This window comes from Pseudanabaena sp. PCC 6802 (assembly GCF_000332175.1).
Taxonomy (GTDB): domain Bacteria; phylum Cyanobacteriota; class Cyanobacteriia; order Pseudanabaenales; family Pseudanabaenaceae; genus PCC-6802.
This window is the reverse complement of the sequence record NZ_KB235914.1, coordinates 3,555,495-3,576,025: the sequence shown is the minus strand read 5'-3', so window position 1 is coordinate 3,576,025 and position 20,531 is coordinate 3,555,495. Positions and strand designations below refer to the sequence as shown.

Sequence of the window (20,531 nt, the reverse complement as noted above, 5' to 3'; positions counted from 1 at the left end):
GGTAATCTTCACACTAGCGATCCAGTGAAGCTTAAAAATACAAATAAGTTTTCCAGATTCTTCTTGTCAAAATTTCCATCACCTTTACCTTTAATGGTTAGTATTTGCTCGTTGGACTCTTGACTGAACTGGGAAGTTACATCGGTCAAGCTGCCATCTAACCCTGCGCTGCGAATATACTGCATAGTAATGTTATCAGGGCTAACTTTGACGTTCGGGGGAGCAATTGTGCCTAATGGTATGTTAAAGTCTGTTTTTGTTTCAGAATTCTTGAAGACATGCCAATCTGTTGCTAGTTCTTGAGCGACATTTATCAGTCGTACCCCTTCGTAGGTTTTAAAGGCTTCTAGTCCCATGACGTTTTGCTTGAATAGGCCACCATCGGCTTTGGCTGTATAGCGAACGTGGATGATGACATCTGAAATGGTGCTAAAGTCAATGGGATTGGTGGCTTTTGGCATCTCCAGCAGCCAAGTCGAAATGGCTCCCGTACCTTCAAAGGGTAGATAGCGACCATCGCCAAAATTAAGTTCAAACATTCCGCTATCTTCAACCCCTGTAGAAATAGCAATTTGCTGGTTGGCTCGAAAATCAGCGCGAATAGTGGTGGGGGATTGGTCGCCATCGCCCATAAGGTATTGGACTCCTGTGATGTCGGGAGCTAATAGGGTCTTGTTGCTGGTTTGGGTGAGGGTAGCTCTGAAAGTCTGGTAGGGACCGATGACAGCGGGGATTGAGATGGTTACTGACTTGATGGTGCGGAAGTAGTGACCGGGGAAGTCGCGATCGAATAGTAGTTCTCCTAGTCCAAACTGACAGCGACCTGTTGCCTTGAGTTGTAGGAAAGCATTAGGATCGAGGCGAAGTAAGGAAATGTGTTTGGTTACTTCTAGATAGCGACAGTGTTGGTCTAAAGCCGCTTTTTCTAAGCGAGCGAGATCGAGTCTCAATCCTTCCCCTGCAAGTAACCCTTTGCGGCGGCTATCCCAATGACCGAAATCGATGTAGGTGTCGTTGGTTCCATATTCGTACTGGTAAGCTTTCTCGGCTTTTTTAGCTAAGTCAAAGGCGAGTTTATAGGTTTGGAAGTAAAGACCAGAAAGGCGACTGGTCATCCAGCTATAGAGTTCTTTGTTGGTGAATTTATTGCGATAGAAGTTTCCGACTTCCTTATGTTGGCTAATGGTTAGCTCGTGGATTTGCAGTTCGCGGGAGGCGATTTTGATTTGAATTTCAGTAGCGGCGATTTGCTGTTCGATTTGAGCGATGTCGTGTTCGGCGATCGTTTTCTGGAGTTGCCAATCTTGTTCTCGGCGCTCGTAATTCGCCATTAACCCCGTCGTCTGAGACTCTGTATTTTTTTCATCAGCAGTTAGTTCTGATCGTGTTCCTTCTAGCTCATGAAAACGAGATGCTTGTGTTCCACCTATTGAAGCTGTAACGTGAGCAGCAGTCGGGAAACCACCAGATATGCCACCAGAAAAATCAGGCAAAAGTCCAATTAAGGAAGCCTCCTTCTTGAAATTTCCTGCTCTTTTTCGAGCATCCAAAGCGTTTTGAATAAGAGAAATTTGCGCTAACTCTAGTGAACTAATCCCCTTGCTCATTAGAGCTTCATAATGTTGTTTGCGGTCTTGAGCATTTTCCAAACTTGCTTTTAACGACTCAAGGTTAGTTTCGGTCTCCTGAATCTGTAGCTGTTTTACCTCCGTCATTCGATTCATGATATTCAACTCATGGGTGTGTTGAAGCAGCAGTAACTCTTCGGCATCTTTCTTTTCTAGAGCCTGTAGTAATGCGCTACCCAATTCGATCGCCTGTCGGTTCATTTCCTTGGCTTTTTCGAGCATGAAGCTATAGCGGTAGTGAGGCACTGGCATATTCAGAGAAGCAAGGGCCGCACTGATGCCTCCTGCCAATCCACCACCTGCAACGGCTCGAACCAGTGCAGCAGGATCGATAGGGGGTTGGAACAGATCGAGCGCACGGAATACCCCGTCAATATTGAGGCTGTGGCGAATGTTGTAAAGTCTGCCTTCAACTCGATCCCAGTAACCCATTAATTGGGCATTTTCTGGGACACTGAAGCGAGCGATTACACTGCGGTTAGGATCGAAGGGAATCTCTACTTTGTCGTTAAGATGGCGATCGCCTGATGGGATCAGGAAATCAGGCAGTTCAGAAATATTATTTTGCTGTAGATCTGCTTGAATATCCTGATAAGTTCCCATCGGATCTAATTTACGCTCTGGCTTCGCTTTAGGACGCGGACCGAGTAGATTAAAAGCCAGCACGTAAAGAGGAATTGCCTCATTAATCGACTCGCGGGTATCCTGACGGAACAAGTAATCTCCCCAATCGAGTAGATTATCAATATATTTCATTACTACTGCTTTTTGATAGGTATTGAGGCGTAGATTGGCAATAGTGTGTGGATCGAAGGGATCTTCTCGATATTCGGTTAACGCTTTATCATTGGAAAGCATTTCGGAGAAGGTTTCGAGATTTTGGTTGCGGAACGGACGATAGTGCCAGTAGCGATCTTTTGTATTTGCACTAGAAGAATCTTCCTGAGCAGTTGGATTAAAGATGTAGTGATACCATTTCTGAGCTTCAGCAAATCTTTGATCGGTGTTGAGTTGATTAGCAATTAGAAAAGGAATATGGAAAAATATTTCTTCAAAATAAAGATGGTTAGCCCCTTTAAAGTCGATTGTTGGAAGTGTTATTGATGGGGGGGTTGCAAAATCAAAGCCAGGAACAGGCTTATAGTTGCTAAATTCAAGTTCTAATCTTTTTATTTCTTGAGAATCTAAGCTTAAAAAGCTATCAATCCCACCTTGAAAAAGTCTCTTGCTAAGTTCATGTATTGCAAATGTGTTTAAACGGTCAAACTGGTATTTGAATGAAGGAGAACGAGGGCTTTGATTATCTTGAGGTTTTTCTACTGATAAAACTGTATCATGTTCTAAGAATAGCGAAATTGGTTGCGGCTGGTTGGCAGTTCTTGAGCCATATTCTAGTGTCATACGTTCCTCAGTTGTCTTCAGTTTTTCCACATCTATTGCAATTCTAATTAAAAATTGCTCATCACCCGTATCTAAAATGTACCAACCGGGTTGATTATTGACATCTAGTAAAGATACTTCTTTAATCTTCAGGTTATCTAGCAAAATATTTCGATCCCAAAATGCTTTCAATGTATAATATTGTGCTATGCCCTGAATCAGGTTAGAATTTCTGAAAATGAGGGTAACCAATTTTTGAAAAGAAGCATCTGCTGCTAAATATTCACCGTAATTGAGTAAACTATCAGCGTAAGTAATACTAAGCCGCGATTCATTCAGAATCAAATCATAGTCATAAGTTTCTGGAACGGATTGCTTAAGAGATAAATTTAGAGAAAAGTGAAGTTCATCATCTAGACTGTCTCGAAGAATTTTCTTTTGGTCTCTATAAAGTATCAAAATACGTTCGCGTGGCTCTACAGGGATGATGTTGGCAGAAATTACTTTCAGTTGCAGTGTAGATGATTCCACCGTGACTTTGCCTTCTCGACCATCTAATGCTAAGCGTAATCCTTGAGAGATGGCATTCTCTTCTCGATTGTAGCGATTGTTAGCTATCTCTCCTGGATTTCCTGCGATTCCCCTAAGTTGAAATTCACTCATCTGAGCCGTGAAAGCTTGCTCAACATTGACAGGATCGATTTGACCAATAGATAGTTTTTTTGCTGGTGATATAATACTGACGGTTAACCTTTTTGACTCATTAATGTCAGGAGTCGTACTAGGAGTGATAGGCTGTGCATCTTGTTTAAAGACTAAAAGATTGACATCATATGCACTCCCATCATGTTTAGCGATGATCGCGACATACTGCCAAGTATTGAAGCTCAACTTTGTAGTCTCAAACTTCTGGTCGCCAATATGGAAAGCAAACACTAGTTGCTCTTGCCAATGAGGTCGTTTTAGTGCCTCTTCCCAGTTATTTTGTGCTTGATTAAGATTATTTCGAGCAGTCTGAAGTGTTTGGCGTGCCCGATTAAGCTCGTTTCGAGCAGTCTGAAGTGTTTGGCGTGCCTGATTAAGCTCGTTTCGAGCAGTCTGAAGTACGTCTAGAGCTTGATTAAGTGCCTGTTGAGCTGGATCGAGTTGTAGCCTTATTTGATTAAGATTACTTTGAGCAGTCTGAAGTTCTTGTCGCGCTGCATCACGCGCATCTTCGTTACTAGCATTTTCGAGAAGTATTCTGGCATTTGTAACCAGAATTTGAGCTTCATTTATTTGAAGTTGAATATTCGTTAATTCTGTCTGTTTTATATCAAACTCATTCTGTGCATTGGTTACTTCTACTTGTTGGGTGTCGAACTCATTCTGTGCATTGGTTACTTCTACTTGTTGGGTGTCGAACTCATTTTGTGCATTAGCTACCTCTATTTGTATGTCTTCCAGTCTTCTCTTTAAATCAACAATTTCTGGAATAGGAATGAACTGATTAGCAAAAGTTGCTTTTACCTTAGTTTCGGTATTCTCATTAGATTGAGGATCTCCATAACTAAAGAGCATGAGAGTTTTTTGAGGTAAGTCTGACAATGATACTTCCCCAGGAGGAATAGCAAAAACGTTACTGATTTTTACCCAGAAAGACCAGGTAAGTTTATCCATACTAAAGTTGGGAATGAATCTCGCAAGATCGGCACTCTTACTAATGATCGCAACTTTGACGTTGGAGAAATTATCATTAACTGGAATTAATTGTCTTGAATCTTTAGGAGGAGCAAATTCTTTGATATTTTGTACAAAAACTCTTTGTAAATTTGGATCTGGTTCTTGATTTGCATTGACTTGAAAATCGGCAGGAAGTTCTAGATAAATTTTAGGAACTGTCCAAGTTTTATCGAAATTATAGTAAGAATATTTAACGGTAGGCTTATAGAAATCACGACTTACTTTTTTGCCGTTCTCATCAGCATCTTTTTTAGTTATTGTTAATTCTACCCAAAAAATAAATAGTTTATTGAAAGCATAGACAGGACTGACAAAATCCGAATTAATTGCTAAATCGATTTTTTCCCAAGAAAGCCAACGATCCTTGCTAACGATATATTCTCGATAATAGTAAATACCGGGGTGGCTATTGGTACGACCAATCAAATAAAGTACGATTTTTTGTTTGCCTTGCGCACCGATTTCTTTATGCAGGTAAGCACCTACAATTTTTAAATCAACAAGTTCTTTAACTTTATCGAGATAATGGATAATCGCCCTTTCAACTGTATCTTGAGTGATTTCATCTTGTAGTAACTCTTCTTCTAGTGCCTCAAACTCAGGTGTTTTCGTATCCCGTAACTCAGGTTCAATATAGTTTTCTGGGTACAAAAATACTTTACGATTTGCTTCCCAAACTCGATAATTCTTCATCCATTCCCACTCTTTCGGGGGAATGGTTTCTGGCTTAACGCCTGCCTCTAGATCCATCAGACAACGCTGGACGTAGAGTTGCAAACTAGCAATTCCTTGTACAATCCGCGAGGTATCAACTTCACTGCCTGTTTGCACGTCAATCAACAGATACTCGTACAGCAAATCTGGACTCTTACGATTTTGGATCTTGTCTGATAATTCCTCCATCACAAATGCAGTCAGTCCATCCCGCTTCTGTACCGCTAAAAGATCGTGGAGAGGTTTGTAAACTAGAGGCCATTGTTCGGCATTATATCTAGCCCGCATCAGATTAAATAACACCTCAGCGTGGCGTTGATAGAATTCATAGCGCGGATCGGCAGATTTAATGGGGTCAAAGGCTTTCAAGTCAGAAGTTTCGGTGGCCAGATCGACCAAATATTGAGCATTCGTACCTAATTTTCGTATCAGGCGGAAACCTTGACTCAGGCGATCGAGATCTAACATCGCCAGACTTCCGGCTTCAATCTTTAAGCTCTCGCACAAGGTATTAATCTCAGCATCCGTCCAGTTGGTTAAGGAAGAAATTGTCAGCCCTTCTTCCTTCTGGAGAATTCTCACTAATTTGTTACTGCGATCGCTTGGATCTGTTGGATCTCTCAGTTCTGTCTTCAGCTTGACAAATGTATATAAATCAGTCAGGTCGGACTGAGACGGTTTCAACAAGTCAAGTGCTTCCAGACCAAAGACCTTTGGTTGTTTCAATAAAACCGCGATCTCAAAGTCACTGAGAGCAAACTGACTCAATAAGAACAGAATCTTACTCCATTGCTTGAGATCGTCACGGAGAGCTGAACTCTGTAATAGAGCTTTATCTTTATCTTGCGCGATCGCAACTTTGTTAATCTCCTGCAAGTATTTTTCTGCGAAGAGCTGACCTTTGCCGTAGGTGTTCCCTTCAATGCTGTTATCTTTCGTACTTTCAATAATGAGTTTTAGGCGATCGGGGTTCGTCCCTAGTAAGTCAGCTAGAGGAGTAAGAAGAGTCCCCAACAGACCATCTCGAAGTGCAATTAACTTAGCGGTGATGTAAGGCACGAGGCTGGATTGCAACTTCTGCTGCTTCAGAAGTTTGGCTTTGACTTCCAGCAGTTTTTCATTACTGGGTTTAGGCGTAACTGATTTATAGGCATTCTGTAGTTTTTTCAGGCTTAATTGTTCGGGGTCTTGGATATCTAAAACATCAAGCTGATTCTCGCGAGTATTGTGTCTGATGAGGTAAGAGGTTTGCTGTATGCGATCGATAATCAACCACTCTTTTTCTAAAGTTGGTTTTGGTGAAAGTGTATAGCCCTTTTGCTCAAACAACTCAATGGGTACAGTTTCTTGGTTGAGTTTTTCTATTAGGCTTAAGCTTGGTGGAACAGTAAATAACAAGGATTTACCAAAGCGATCGCTTTGGTAAACATTCAAAAGGTTGTCTTGCGTCTGTTGAATTGAATAGATACGACTCCCATCCTCAACTTCCCATCTTTTTTGAATGACAAGATCTTGAGAGAGAAAATAATTTTCTTTAAGGAAATAGCCCCTTAATTTTTCAACGGTTTCAAGAAATTCAGTTTGTTCAGTTGAAACGTAGTTCAACGGGAGCAGTTCTAGTTTGCTCGTGAAGCTGCCCTCAATATTAGGCAAATTAGGCAACAGAACTTCTTCGAGAATAACTCTTCCTAGATCGTCTATCCAGCCTCCGTAAATATCTAAGTTAATTTCTTTTGGTTTATTAGGATTCTGCTCTGGATTAAGGCAGACAGTATAAGATCGCTGTGTTTTTTGCTTGTCTTCATCAAAAACTTCCGATAACTCCCATTCCTGAATTTTTACGGTAATAGGTAATGCAAGGGGAGCCTTTTTTTGACTAAAGAAAGCACATAAATCATTAGAAACTCGTTGCTCATTAAGCTGTTCATCAAATGCAAGATCGATACCAAGGATTTTATCGGTAGAATCAATTAGATAAATACTAAACTTGTGCTTTGGTTCATGTTTTATAGCATAGGTTTTGCCGTTTGCTTTATCTTCGATCTGCCATTCTTTAGTTATAATTTCGATCTGCTGAGGTAATTTGATTTCATTCCGCAGAAATTCTATTTGCAAATCTGGAGAGACATTAGTATTGTTGAGTTCACTGATAAACTTGTCGATAAACTTTGAGTCAAGAGTGAACTTTTTGTTGTCTCCTATAGAGTCAGTTTGGATAACTTGTAACTGCTTTTCCTCGCCTGTAATTAAAATAATTAAATAAGCTTTCTTCTGGTTTTTATTTGACTGGTCTTTAATTGACCATTCAAGCAACCATTCTGTTGTTGTTACAGAGGCATCTGGCGAAAGGGATATGTTTTTGGAGACCAATAAAGTGCGTAAATCTTCTGGAATGATTTGCTGGTTCAAGCTCTTCTCAAATGCAGTGTCAACGGCAAATGACAAGATATCAGCATTATCAATTGGCTTTATGCTAAACAGCCCATCATCATTGTTTTCGATCAGATAATTATTGTTCTCCTTGTCTTTAATCAGCCACTCTCTTGTTATTAGCTTACTTGACGAAAGCACAAATCCTTTCTTTTGAAACTCATTTTGGATTTTTTTGAGAAATTCGTCAGATGATATCGCTACTTCTAAACTGGTCTTGAATAGGATATAGGCTTTTCTTCGCGCAATTGTCAGATCGATCGCTCCTTCAAAAGCTGCTAACCAATTGGAATATTGGGCGATTAATTCAAGATAGTTATCTGGACTGAGAGCACCAGGTGCAAAACCAGGCTGAATAACTCCAAGATTGACAACAGTATCAGTGTTATTATTGCCTGAGGGAAGTTGCAAGGTTATTTCTTGGATATTCCCATCATCTTTTAACTGCTGATAGATTTTTTCAGAAGCCGACTCACTAATGCCCTCCGTCACCAATCCCTGCGGACTGAGCAGATGCTCCCGACACTGGTTGAGTAGAGCAACCGCCATATCGAAGACATCGGTATCCTTGTAAGGAACAGAAACTCGCTTGTCTTCTTTGTCATTAACTAGGTAATCATATTCAGACAGATCGATTTCTGTTTCCCGCATCCAATCTGCACGAGTTTTTAGCTTGATCGCATCCTGAATGGTGAAGTGAGCTAGATCGTTCAGAGGTGTAGTATCTTTATACTCTTGCTTGAGCAGGTTGCGGAGTTTAATTGCATCCTCAATGGATAGTTTCAATAGAGTGGCAAGCAGCTTTAACCGATAAAGTTGAGACAGATAGCTACCATCCAAAATGACAGTATCAACCTCGCCACTGATGGCTTGCACCATAAGGACTAGGTCTGGGGAAGAAACCCGTAAAGCACTCATCAGACGAGTGCGAATCTGACGCTGGGAAGTTTCAGTGCTATTCACCTCCCAACGAATTCGTTGTCCGTAAGACCAGTATTGGTCTGCTGAAGACATCTTCAGGAAAGAAGAGTCCGAGAATCCGATCTTTTCGAGGTTAAGGTTTAATTTATCGACAGGTCTTGATGTGCCACCTGGATTGAGTCTATCTGGATTGAATTTATGGAGAGGTCTTGATGTGCCACCTGAATTGAAGATGTCATCGAAGAGGGTACGCCGATCGGCAATGCCAATATGCTTGACTTCTGCCCAAAGCGAACACAGGCGATCGACTGACTGTTGGTATTCATTTTTCAGTTGGAGAAGATGAGCTAGATCCATTAAAGGAATTTGAGGATCGCTAATGCTCGGCTCTGTCGCAGCTAATAATCTCATGCCAGAGACAAAGCCCTTCGGTAAATTGTGAGTTTCCCAACGGAATAGGATTTGCTCTGGTTTATCCTTATCGAATAACTTAAATTGATTGTTTTGAAGCTGTTCGTCTAACGAGTTTTTAATTGCTTTAGGAGAGCGAGCGGCTTCCCAAACTCTGACTTCTTTAATTTGTCCGATAAGGGGATTAGCTATGCCGTGAATAGATAAACTTGCATCATTTGAAGACAAAGCAAACTCTAGTCCGCCAACGATCGCGTATTCTGGTGTACCCCATAATTGAAAAGCTGGTTGAGTATCGATAACTCGGCCATCAAGCAAGGCATAGATAGCGTTATCACAAATTTCATCACGACCATCTAAGACCAATGCAACATGATGCCAGCGACCTGCTTGAATGCGATCGGTTTTTATCGTACTGACAAACCAATCATCAAGGCGATCTGGGCACTTATCTTCAGGTTCTAGTTGATTAAATATCTCGAAGTGAACTTGACCACTCTGAACGTAAATACTGAGATGTCGATAAATAAGGAATTGATACAGGATCAAGTAACTTAACACATTAACATTCTGGTGCCGAAAAGCCAGAGTGAAAGCTCTAAAAGATACTGACTCAAGTCGAGGGTCTTTGCGTTTTTCTTCATAAACGAGTTGTTTATCAGCCAAGAAAGGATTGTCACATACAAACCAAACTTCAACAGTGCGCTGAGAGCGATCTGGATGGTGTTGCTGCTTAAATGAAAGAATTGGTAACTGATGCAGAGTACCCTTCGAGATAGGGAGAGTCAACACTGGACGACGAGCATCTAAGAACTGCATTGGCTCTCCCGCATCGGGCTTACGAGTTTCTAGCAAGCCTCCGAGCCGCAGTAGAGCGGGTTTATCCTTGACTAAGTTCGGCGCGTATAGTCCACTGCTATTTTCCTGGAGTTTAGCCAACGGCCAGTAAGCCAGTAAATCAGAGAGAATTGGCTGGAGTTGAAGGGGGTAGTACAGGTGTTGTTGCAACTCTAAACCTGTTTTTGCTCTATTCCAGATCCGAATTTCTTGGATCGATCCTTTAAAGTAGGTAGAAGATCCATCAGGATTGCCCCGACCTACTTGGAAGAGCGAATCTTGTGGATTGTCAAGAGGCGTAGGAACTGGAACACAGTCGCTACCTTCATCCTTACCGTTAATCCATAAAGTAATAACTTCTTCGCCATCCTGCGGCTGAACTGTGACGGCAATATTATTAAAGGATGCAGGTGTAATTTTAGCAGCGTCCTCCGTTTCAACTAGAGTTTCCCCGTTGGCGTTCAAAAACTGAACTTTGCCCTCTTGGGAGATACGAACCTCAAATTTGCGCTCGCGGCTACTCCACCAGAAAATAGGACGAGGCTCATCCAAGTCTTCAACTTTAACCCAAGCTTCCAAAGTAAATGCAGCTGAAGGTAACTGGAATTCATCCGTTGCTAGATATTGCTGCTTACCATCAAAGTGTAGAGCCTTTTGCAGAAGTGGATTTAACAGAATAGGACGATCTTGGATGCAGTTCCAGTTCGGTTGTCCTCTATCCTTGTCACTATGGGTCACTAATTGATAGGAGTTTTCCTCAACTTTTACGCGGCTGGGGACGATCGTGTGGTTGCGATCGTCAAAGATCCAATAAGCCACCAGTTTTTGAAGAATATCCCCCTCTCCTGGCAATCGACGTTTATAGTAAGCGCGAATTTCTTCCTCGCTACGGAAAGAATGCCAAATTCGAATTTCTCCAAGTCCTCCTGCAAAATAGCGATCTTTGAGAGAAGATTCGTCCCACTCTTGGCAATAACCAATTCTTGCTTCTCCTCGACCTGTGAAGGCAGGCTGCTCGTTTTTCTTGGCAATTTGGATTCCATCGACGAGAATACGCATGGTTTTCGATCTGGCTTCATACTGCCAAGTCAGGTGATGCCATCCCTGGTCGAGGTTCCAATTGGGATGGAGGGAGTTTTTGCCGCCAAAACTGAAATAGGGGCGTTTGGCCTTAATGCCCAAGCACAATATGGACTTAGAGCGATCGATATTTGACAGGGCTTTGCTTCCCAAAACTGCCATTGTCTTACCTTCTGCCGACTCGTCAATCTTCACCCAAGCTTCTACAGTGAAATCGTGGTTCAATTTCAAGTCAGCAATGTCACCAAGCGTGATGAAATCATCTTTACCATCTAGGTAAAGAGCAGAAAGAGGAGAGGTCTTCAGTCCTGCAATTGATATAGGTTCCCTAATATCTGGGGGAGGTAAAGGTTGCCACTTATCGGCGGTATTTTCCAAACCGACGACCCATTCTGCTGGAGCGAGGATTTCACTCTCGTCGTATAAACAAGTCTCTTCTCCCTCATTCAACGGCCAGTACGCCCACAAATGTGCTTCTCTACCTGTCAGACGGCGCTTAAAATTAGCCTGGATTTCTGCTGGAGTGCGGGGGCAATCCCACAGACGTAATTCAGCGATCTGTCCAGAGAAAAATTGACTTGACTTATCTGGGGGAGTACTTCGATTTAAATTCAATAAGAATTCGTATAATTTCGGATCGAAATCTTGGGGTAGTGGATCGGGAATCGCTGCGCCATCGTAAAAGAGCGTTGGGATAGCACTTTCCTCATAGACAGCCGCGAGGTGATGCCATTGTTGCGTCTTAAACCAGAACTCAATCGTGCGTCCATTACTTAAAAAGGTTTGCCCAAGCGCAATGTAATCGTTATATCCATCTAGTTTGGCAGCAGGACGAGGAGCATAGATAGGAGGCTGCTCTGATGCTAGGTCGTAAAGAGCAGCGATCTGTGGCACTCGATCAGGTATGCGTGCTTGATGGTGTTGAGAGCCTAGTGCGTAGAGAGTACGGTGACGATCTTCTTTTAAAGTCCAGTAGGCGAATAATCCTGCTTCATCCCCTCGCAAGCGCCGATCCCGATCTTGCTTGATTTGATCCCTAGTTCTGGTGCCTTCCCAGATGCGTACCTCGTCAATAAAGCCTCGGAAAAAGTTATCATCCCAGGTTTTTGTTTTGACGTTCCACGAACGCCAAAAGCCGATATATAAGCGTCGGTGGGCGTTATACAATTCAACATGTTCCGCCAGTTGATGGCTATATTCGCTGCCACTGGTGTAAATAGTGGCAATAAAGTGGTTGGAGCATCGATCGTATTGACAGTGAGCACGATCTCTTTTTAGGACACTCAGAGATAGTTTGCGCTCGCTCGCTTGGTACTGACAAACGACGTGATACCAGCGATGGGGGAAGAGCTTGATGCGATCGGCGGCCAATTGTTTCCCATGCATCTGTACTAGGACGTGCCCCTCTAGATTAACACTAAGTACCAATTGCTCTTGGGCTAACAATTGAGGATCTCTTGGCCCCCTAATCCCTAAGATGGGCTGCACTTCTGACAAATCTTCTAACTTAATCCATGTTTCTAGGGTGAAGTCACTATTGTTGATACCCAGTACCTCTGTCTTGGGCAGGACAACATAATCTTGCTGGAAATGAAAGAGTTGGGGACTCTGCCAATGCCACTGTGGAAGCGGAGATCCGCCAGTTTTCAAGAAAGCACTTCCCCCATTTGCTAAATCTCTGAGTTTTGTCTCAGTCCCTTCATCGATCGGTAAGTTGAAAAGTAGTCCAGTTTCAGAGCCCTCTAATTTGGCATAACGCCAGCGATGTAATTCCTCAGAACAAAGAGCGCGATCCCAGATTCGGATTTGGCTAACTGTCCCGATGAATGCTCGATCTCGTTTTGTGGCAAAGTCCCGATCGCGCTGGATACCAACATATAGATTTTTCAGGACTTGTTGAAGAGTTTTATCAGGTAGGCAAAGATCGGACTCTACAGGACCTCGACCATCTACATAAAGCTTAGTGACGATTTTTTTATGCTCGACATCTGAATGCCAAGTGACAGCAATGTGATGCCATCCCCTGTCAAAAGTCTCTGGGAAGCTTGTCAGATCGAATCGAATGGGCTCTTGTAATAGCTTGTAACATAGACTTCCGTCGTTTACTTCTAGCAGAAAACAGTTGTCAGCATCACCAGAGGCATCAAAAATTACCCGATCCCAAAAGCGGGAGAATTGTCCCCAGACTTCGATAGTTCCTTGTTCTGACGGTACATATTTAGGTAGTTCGATAAACTCGTCGATCCCATTCAACTGAACTCCGCGATCGAGTGTTACCCATTTTTCGTCAGCATCGCAGTTTCCTCCAATGAATAAAAGAGCGTGCTCGCCATTTGGGACAAGGTTGTTGAGGGTAGTCCCTTCGCCTTCTTCAATGGGCAAATAGACTAATAGCCCTGGCTCCGTTCCTTGTAGCGGAACATCGCGCAAGTTTTGCAAATCTTCATAAGAACGGACGCAATTCCAAATGCGGATTTGAGCAATCTCACCTTCAAAGGAACGAGGTAGATCGCAATCTTTCCAAGGATAGTAGCTTCCACGCTGCTTACCGAGGAAGAGAGTTTTGAATGTAGGTTCGATCCCATGGGCTTTTGGTTTCTGCCATTCTGGTATATAGTCATGTATCCAATTTTTGGAGGAGTTGGGTTTACAGGTTTCTACGATTTCACCATCAAGAGCTAGCCAAGCCTTTATTTTCTGATTGACCTTGTCAAATTGCCAAGCAACGACGATATGATGCCATTGAGAGAAGAAATTAGAATGGGCTTCTCTATCTAGATTGATATGCACGACACAATTAAGATCGCTATCGTCTTCAATGCCAAAGCGCAATTGGCGATCGCGCACCTCTAGCAAGAAAAATTTCTGTTGTTCGGGTATTCCTTGGGGTTCGTCGTTGGATGCATCTAAAATAAACTGGTTACGGGCAGGGGCAAACTTCGCCCAGACTTCGATCGTGCCACTTTCAGTCGGGCAATAGTGCTCCAGATGGATAAAATCGTCCTCACCATCAAGTTTGATGCCTGTATCGATATCGACCCAGTGAGGGTGAGGATCTGGAATGGCTAGACGGCTCAAGCAGAAGATTTTACCCGACACTAAATCTTTTAAATGCGTTGATAAGGGTTCAACGTCCGACCGATCGGTCTTGGGTGCATAAAGCAATAACTTTTTGCTTGCAACTGGTTCCTCAACAACTACGAGACAGAAACTCAAGCCTTTTTCATTGCCTTCTAGATCTGCATTCTGGAATCGCTGTAGTTCTTGGCGAGTCAGAACCCGATCCCAAACCCGAAGTTGACTGATTTTGCCTTGAAAAGACTGAGCGTGGGGAATTTGAGTGGGATAGTCAATCCGTTCGATGGTTCTTTTCAGACCGAGGAAAGGACTGGGAAATTCAGGCTTTTTCCCATTTCCCTTCCGTCTAGAACGATCTTTGTAAAAACTATCGAGGATCAGTTGAATGCTAGTTTCAGCAGTTTGCGGGTTGAATTCCCAGGTAGCAACGAGGTGATGCCATGCGGAATCAAATGCTTCGGGAAAGCCTGTAAGATGGATGTGAGCGACAGTCTCGATTCCCGAATCATCAGTTACATGGAAGTAAAGTGTTTGATGAGAAACGGCAATGAAAAAATGTTTATGATGCTGGCGATCTGCTGTTGAGGCATCGAGTAAAATTTGCTCTTCAGTGCGGCAGAACTGTACCCATAACTCGATAGTTCCCCGATCTGGGATGACACAGGGAGCAAGATCGATATAGTCGATGGGTCGATCGGCTTCAGGATTTAACTGCAAAGCGAGGGATTGGCGGCGGAAGGGAGTGGTCGATCCGTTCCACTTTGTTTCCAGATCGCTATTGCTGCCGAGTTCAATTGGGGCGCGGTGAGAGGAATTTGTGCGATCGACCAAGAGCGATCGCGGATCGCGGTCGAATATCCAATAGGCTTCTAGGTTGTCTTCGTTGCCCTTGAGTTCCTGATTCCAAGTTTCTTGAATTTGGGTATCTTCCCGCGCTGCACTCCAAACTTTAAGTTCGGCAACCTCTCCTGTAAAGTAACTTTGAGCAGGTGGCTGGTATCCCTGTTTGACCTGCCGATAGCCCAAGTAGAGGGGGATATCGTTCTGAAGACTTTGACTATCTGATAGAGTGCCTTGCGGCTGTCCATCAATAAAGAGGGTTTGTGTTTTGGCTGCTTTTTCAAAACGCCAAGCGATATGATGCCAACACTTTGGATCGATCGCTTTTTCGGAAGTAACGTGGTCGCCATACAAACCTGCCCGAATGTGACCGCGATCGGTAAGCAGGAGGTAAAACCCCTGATTCTTAGCAACATCGTCATCTGCGTCTTTAGGGCTATCGCTACCCACAATGGGCATATCTTGAGTAGCGAATGCCTCGACGCGAATCCAGGTTTCTAGGGTAAAGTCACAATCGATGAGGTTGAGATCGCTGGCGTAGGGTAATAGCAAATATTGTTCCTTGCCATTGAGTTTGAGAACGCGATCGCGGAAGATAGGTAAATCTTTAACTTCTACCCAGCGAGGGGTGTCGGATCCAACTGATAGTTTTCCATCATGGCAATTTGGCGATTGGTCGGGAATGATTAGTTCCAATCCCTGATTTTCATAAAGCGGACCAGCATGGTCGCTGACGATGCGACCAAAGCCCTCTGTCATTGGAAGATAGCAAATTAAGTCTTTATCCTTTAATTCAGGTGGAATATGCTGTAGTCGGTGGATGGTTCGATCGGAAAGAACTCTCTGCCATATTCTGAATTCGGTAATTTGACCAGCAAAGTGACAATCAGTATCTGCTGGGGCTAGTCCATCTTCAAATCGCGTGAATATATTGGGTGTCAGGCTGCCCAGATAAGTTGTTCCTACTTGGTCGAGACGGAAACCATTTTCCTTGAAATCTTTCTCTTTCCCATCAAGATAGAGTCGATAGGCAACTTCATCTTGCGGATGGGGCGTTTTCTCATAAATTGTAAGCCGATCATCCTGGCGACGAATGAGAAAAGTTTTCCCACTCAGATAATCCCGTATCCGCCATTGATTATTTGGCTCATCAATCCAAACTTTTATGGAATTTGGAGTTGCAGTGAACGACAACTGGCCTGCCAAAACTTGTTTTAAATTTTTAAATTTTGGATCGTCAGTGCCTTGAATAGGATTCGTCTCGCTGATTTTGAGAAATTCTTTTAAATCTTCTTCAGAACACTTAAACAATTCATCTTCAACCGTCTCATCATAGGTGAAGGTCAAGTGATACCATTTACCTGCCTCAATGGGGCTATGTTCTAAGCTGACTGGTTCATCAATTGGTGTACCATCGAAGTCTTCATGCCAAGCATAAGTGAATAATCTTCCCTGCGAGAGGTAGATGTTTAGCCCTGTAAATTTATCGCCTTGAGTGTAGAGTACTTGTTTGCGATCGCCAACTCCAGGTTCGTCGGCTTTAAAGCAAAATTGTAAGGTGAACTGCTCGAAATGTCCCAAACCCTCCCGTTTGTCGTTCTGGATAATGGCGGGGTACTGATTCGCTCCAAACGTTAAAATTTCTGATTCGGACTGTACTGGATCGGGGAGAATGGGGTCGTTATAAGTTTTGGGTTGCGGCTGATATAGTTCCAGAATGCCGCCGGGGAAAAGATGGTTTTTATTGACGGTGCGATCGCGGGCTTCGCTCAAATGCGGATTGGGTTCGTCCAGTCGCCAGTATCCCACCAGTCCTGGTTCATTGCCTGTTAGCTGATGATGGCGGTTTGCATCGATCGCTTTTTGTGTTTGGTTAAGGTTCCAAATACGGACTTCTTGTAGCGAACCTTTCAGGTAATTGGGAGTAAAATCTCGTCCTAGATAGAGGATAGAGGTATCTTCAAGTTCTAATGTTGTTGAAGGCTCAACCTGAACTGACGTTAATGGAGCATGAGTTGCTGTTACTGCTTCTCCATTGAGAAATAGTTCTACGGCTGCTCCCTTGGCAACTGCTATATGAACCCAATTGATATGTTGGGGTTGCGATCGCTCAATTGCTCGATCGGCGGTAAAGGTCTGTCCTAACCAGCCATCCCAAAATACCAATTTATTATCATCATTAATCCACAGCTTATATTTGGGCTGAACTTGCTTATTAACAACGTCAGCTTTGAGCAGGATGGGATAGGTTTTGGCTTCGTCAATTGTTACCCAAGCTTCTATGGTTAGAGCATTGAGGTCTAAATTTTTGACTTTGCCTCCAACATATTCATCTACACCATTGAAGTGATAGGCATAGATGGACAGAGGCGTAGGAAAAGCGTCTAAGGCTAGGTCGCCATGTACCCAAATAGGCAGGGTATGAGGGCTGTCGTTGCCGAGTATGCCATGATATAGCTGTTTTTTCTCATCTTTAATAACAGCATAGTCTTTTATTTGTGAATCGAGGCTTTCGATTAGGGGCCAATAGGCAAAAAGTTTCTCTTCTCGTCCGTTGAGGCGTTTGAAGCGATTGGTCTGGATATCTTCTTCTGAAAGAATGTGGTTCCACAGGCAGATATCGGTAATACTGCCAGATAAGAACTCATTGAGCAGGTTTTTGCCAATGTTGATGTCAATTTGAACTTTTTCAGGTTCGGAGACATCAGGCAAATCGGTTACAGGTAGCTTATTATCTAAAGACCAAGTGCTATCTAAAATTCCATTGATGTAAAACTTCAGTTGATAGTAGTTCTTCCCATCTATCTTTTTCTCTTCATTAACGGTAGCTGCAACATGAGTAAAGACATCAAGGGGAATAGAGCGATCGCTCATTAAAGTCAGACCGTAATCTTTATTGTCTCGATCGTTGGTCGGAATGTTTTTTAGATTGATAGCGACTAATTCCCCATCTTTTATTTGAAAAATATTTTGATTGTTATTTTCAGCCTTTAGTTTTGCCCCCCAGCCCTGAGTAGTAGAAACATTAGCATTGCAGAAGAAAGCTAATTTTCCTTTTGGAGTGACATAGAAAAGAAATTGAGTAAAAGAGCCATCAGGAGTCCCTTTAGCGAAAATAGGGTTGATTTTTGCTTGAGTTGGTTGAACCCAAGCTTCTAGGGTAAAAGTGTCTTTGAAAGCATCTGGATCTTTGGGATCGCGGACGTTGGGGATAGCAATATAGTCGTTAACGCCGTCGAAGCGCAGAACTTTTTCGCCGACAGGGGTTTTCTGTAGAGTTCGCAAAGCCCAATCGAGGTCGGCAAATGTCCAGTCTAGTTTGCGGGAAAGTTTGAGGAATCGGTATATGCGATCGAGCCTCTTGAGGGTGAGGTTTTCGAGGCGATCGTAGGGTTCGTCAAAGACGCTAAGTTGATTTAAGCTGGGTTGATTAAAATCGTGGCAAATAATATAGGTTTTATTTTTTTCTGAATCCCGAACTCGCCATTTATCAGTTTTCCATTCGTTAATTTCGAGTTTATCTGAAAGGCTAAGGTTCTTTCTGAGTTCTACGCCTACAGCTATTAAATCAGCATTACTTAGCTTTGGCTTATTAAGAAGAGCTAGTAGAGCGGTAGCTTTATCTCCTTCAATAGTTAATTTTTGTTCTTTGCCTTCGTAAAGCTTCAGAGATTTTTCAAGTACCTGAAGAATATAGAGTTTGTTGTCATTGGCATCTTTAATTAGCCATTTCCCAGATCTAGCGGCAACCAAGACATCAATCAATACTTCTATACTTGCACTAGCATTTAGTCTATTTAGTCTCTTTTTTTCTTCATCGGTTGCGTTATCAGGAATCTCAAAGTCACTTTTAGTTAGGTCGATTCCCCAATCTACAAATTTCTTGTGTAACATCTTGGGGAAAATATGCTGACCTAAAAGTTCAATACAATCTGTAAAGTCAGCATTTGTGTCTGCCGAAAAATCGAGATCGAAGAGCTTGTTCTTGTCAAACTGACTTGTGATGCTCAAATATCCTTCTACATCACCCGTATTATTGATAAAAAGGAGTCGAGGCAGTCCAGCATTAATTTCATCATTGCTGTGATCGAGGAACAGAAGTGCGTCTAATTGTTTGTGCGTAAGTCCTGTTTTCTCGATAAATACCTCAACGTCTTCTAGACTTCCCTTGCCTTCAAGTACAACATCTAGAGAAATGGTAAGTCTCGCACCTTCTTTTTGAATGATGTATATTTTCTTCTTCTGTAAATCTGAAATTCGCCATTTCTCTCCTTGAATCAAAGCAAACACACTAATGTATTGAGATTCAGATAAAATTTGTTTCTCGGTTATAAATTTTTGTCTTAATGAATCGGGAAAAACTTGGCGATTCAAAGAATCTACGAAAGTTGTATCAACGTGCCAGGATAACTTTCGTGTAGTTCCATAAAATTTTCCCAGTTCTGATTCTGCAATGACGGGATTCTCTATTAACTGATATTCCCGTGGGGAAAGAGCTAAGATTTCACGTGCGATCGCTACTTCTAATCCTCGGTATTCTTGAAGTTTTTCAACAATGTGTTTTTCATATTCGATAAAATCTGAGCTTAAAATGAGATTGAAATTCGGATCATCGGGCTGAAAGGCATCCGTTAACGCGCCTCGAAAATCTAAAATTCCTTTTTTTTGTAGTTCTTCAAAAAGTATTTTAGATCGATCCGAAGTTAATTTTTCACCACTTTCATCTTCATCAGGGAGAAGATCTGTAAATGCTTCTTGCCCAACTAGGCTAAAGAGGCGATAGATCTCTTCTAGGCTAATTTTTAGCTGTTTTAAGTAGAGGCGAATTTCTTCTAGGGGCAGATGGAAAGGAAGTTGCATGGGAAATTTGGCTTCCTCCAGCACCTGATAGGGAGATTTTTCAGGCTCGTCTGGCCTGCGGACAATATCTTCTAGAGCTTCGGTGACGAGATCGATGTAGGGGACGAGGTTAAAGGTGTTTTCTTTATCGAGGGGAAGGCGAAATAGGCGCAGGTGTCTTTTTTCTAATTCGTGTCCAGCAGGAATACTATTCTTGTCATTTTTAATAATATTTTTCTCGATAAAGCGGAGCAAATCGACGAAATAGGCGGCAGGACCAAAAATGGAACGAGAATGGTCGGTTTCGATGAAGTCGAGGTTGCCAAAGAGGCGATTGTAAGCGGGGATGGAATTGAAATAATCGATGAAGCTCTGGGGAATATTGTTGAAGAGGGCTTCTTTGAGGACAGGGGAACCGATGTCTTTGAGGTTTGCCCAGAGCAGGGTGATTTGTTCTTGAATACGTTGGGCAGCACGATAGGCTTGGCGAGCCTTGCGGATGTCGCCGTTAAAGGGTTCTCTGTCAGTAAAATCTTTGACAAAAATTTCTTCGGAGAAGTCGAGAATTTTCTCGATACTGTTCAAGTCGGGATGGCTTTCCTTGAACATTTCGAGGGTTTGGATTGGAGAAAGAGCTTTAGGTGTTGGCAT

Annotated in this window: 1 protein-coding gene; it reads right to left on the bottom strand. The window is 42.7% G+C overall.

The genetic code is table 11. The annotated features are described in order from the left end of the window. Window positions 1–8: 8 nt before the first annotated feature. Window positions 9–20,531, bottom strand: a complete 20,523-nt coding sequence (locus tag PSE6802_RS0122300) for a LamG-like jellyroll fold domain-containing protein (RefSeq protein WP_019502255.1) — start codon at window positions 20,529–20,531, stop codon at window positions 9–11.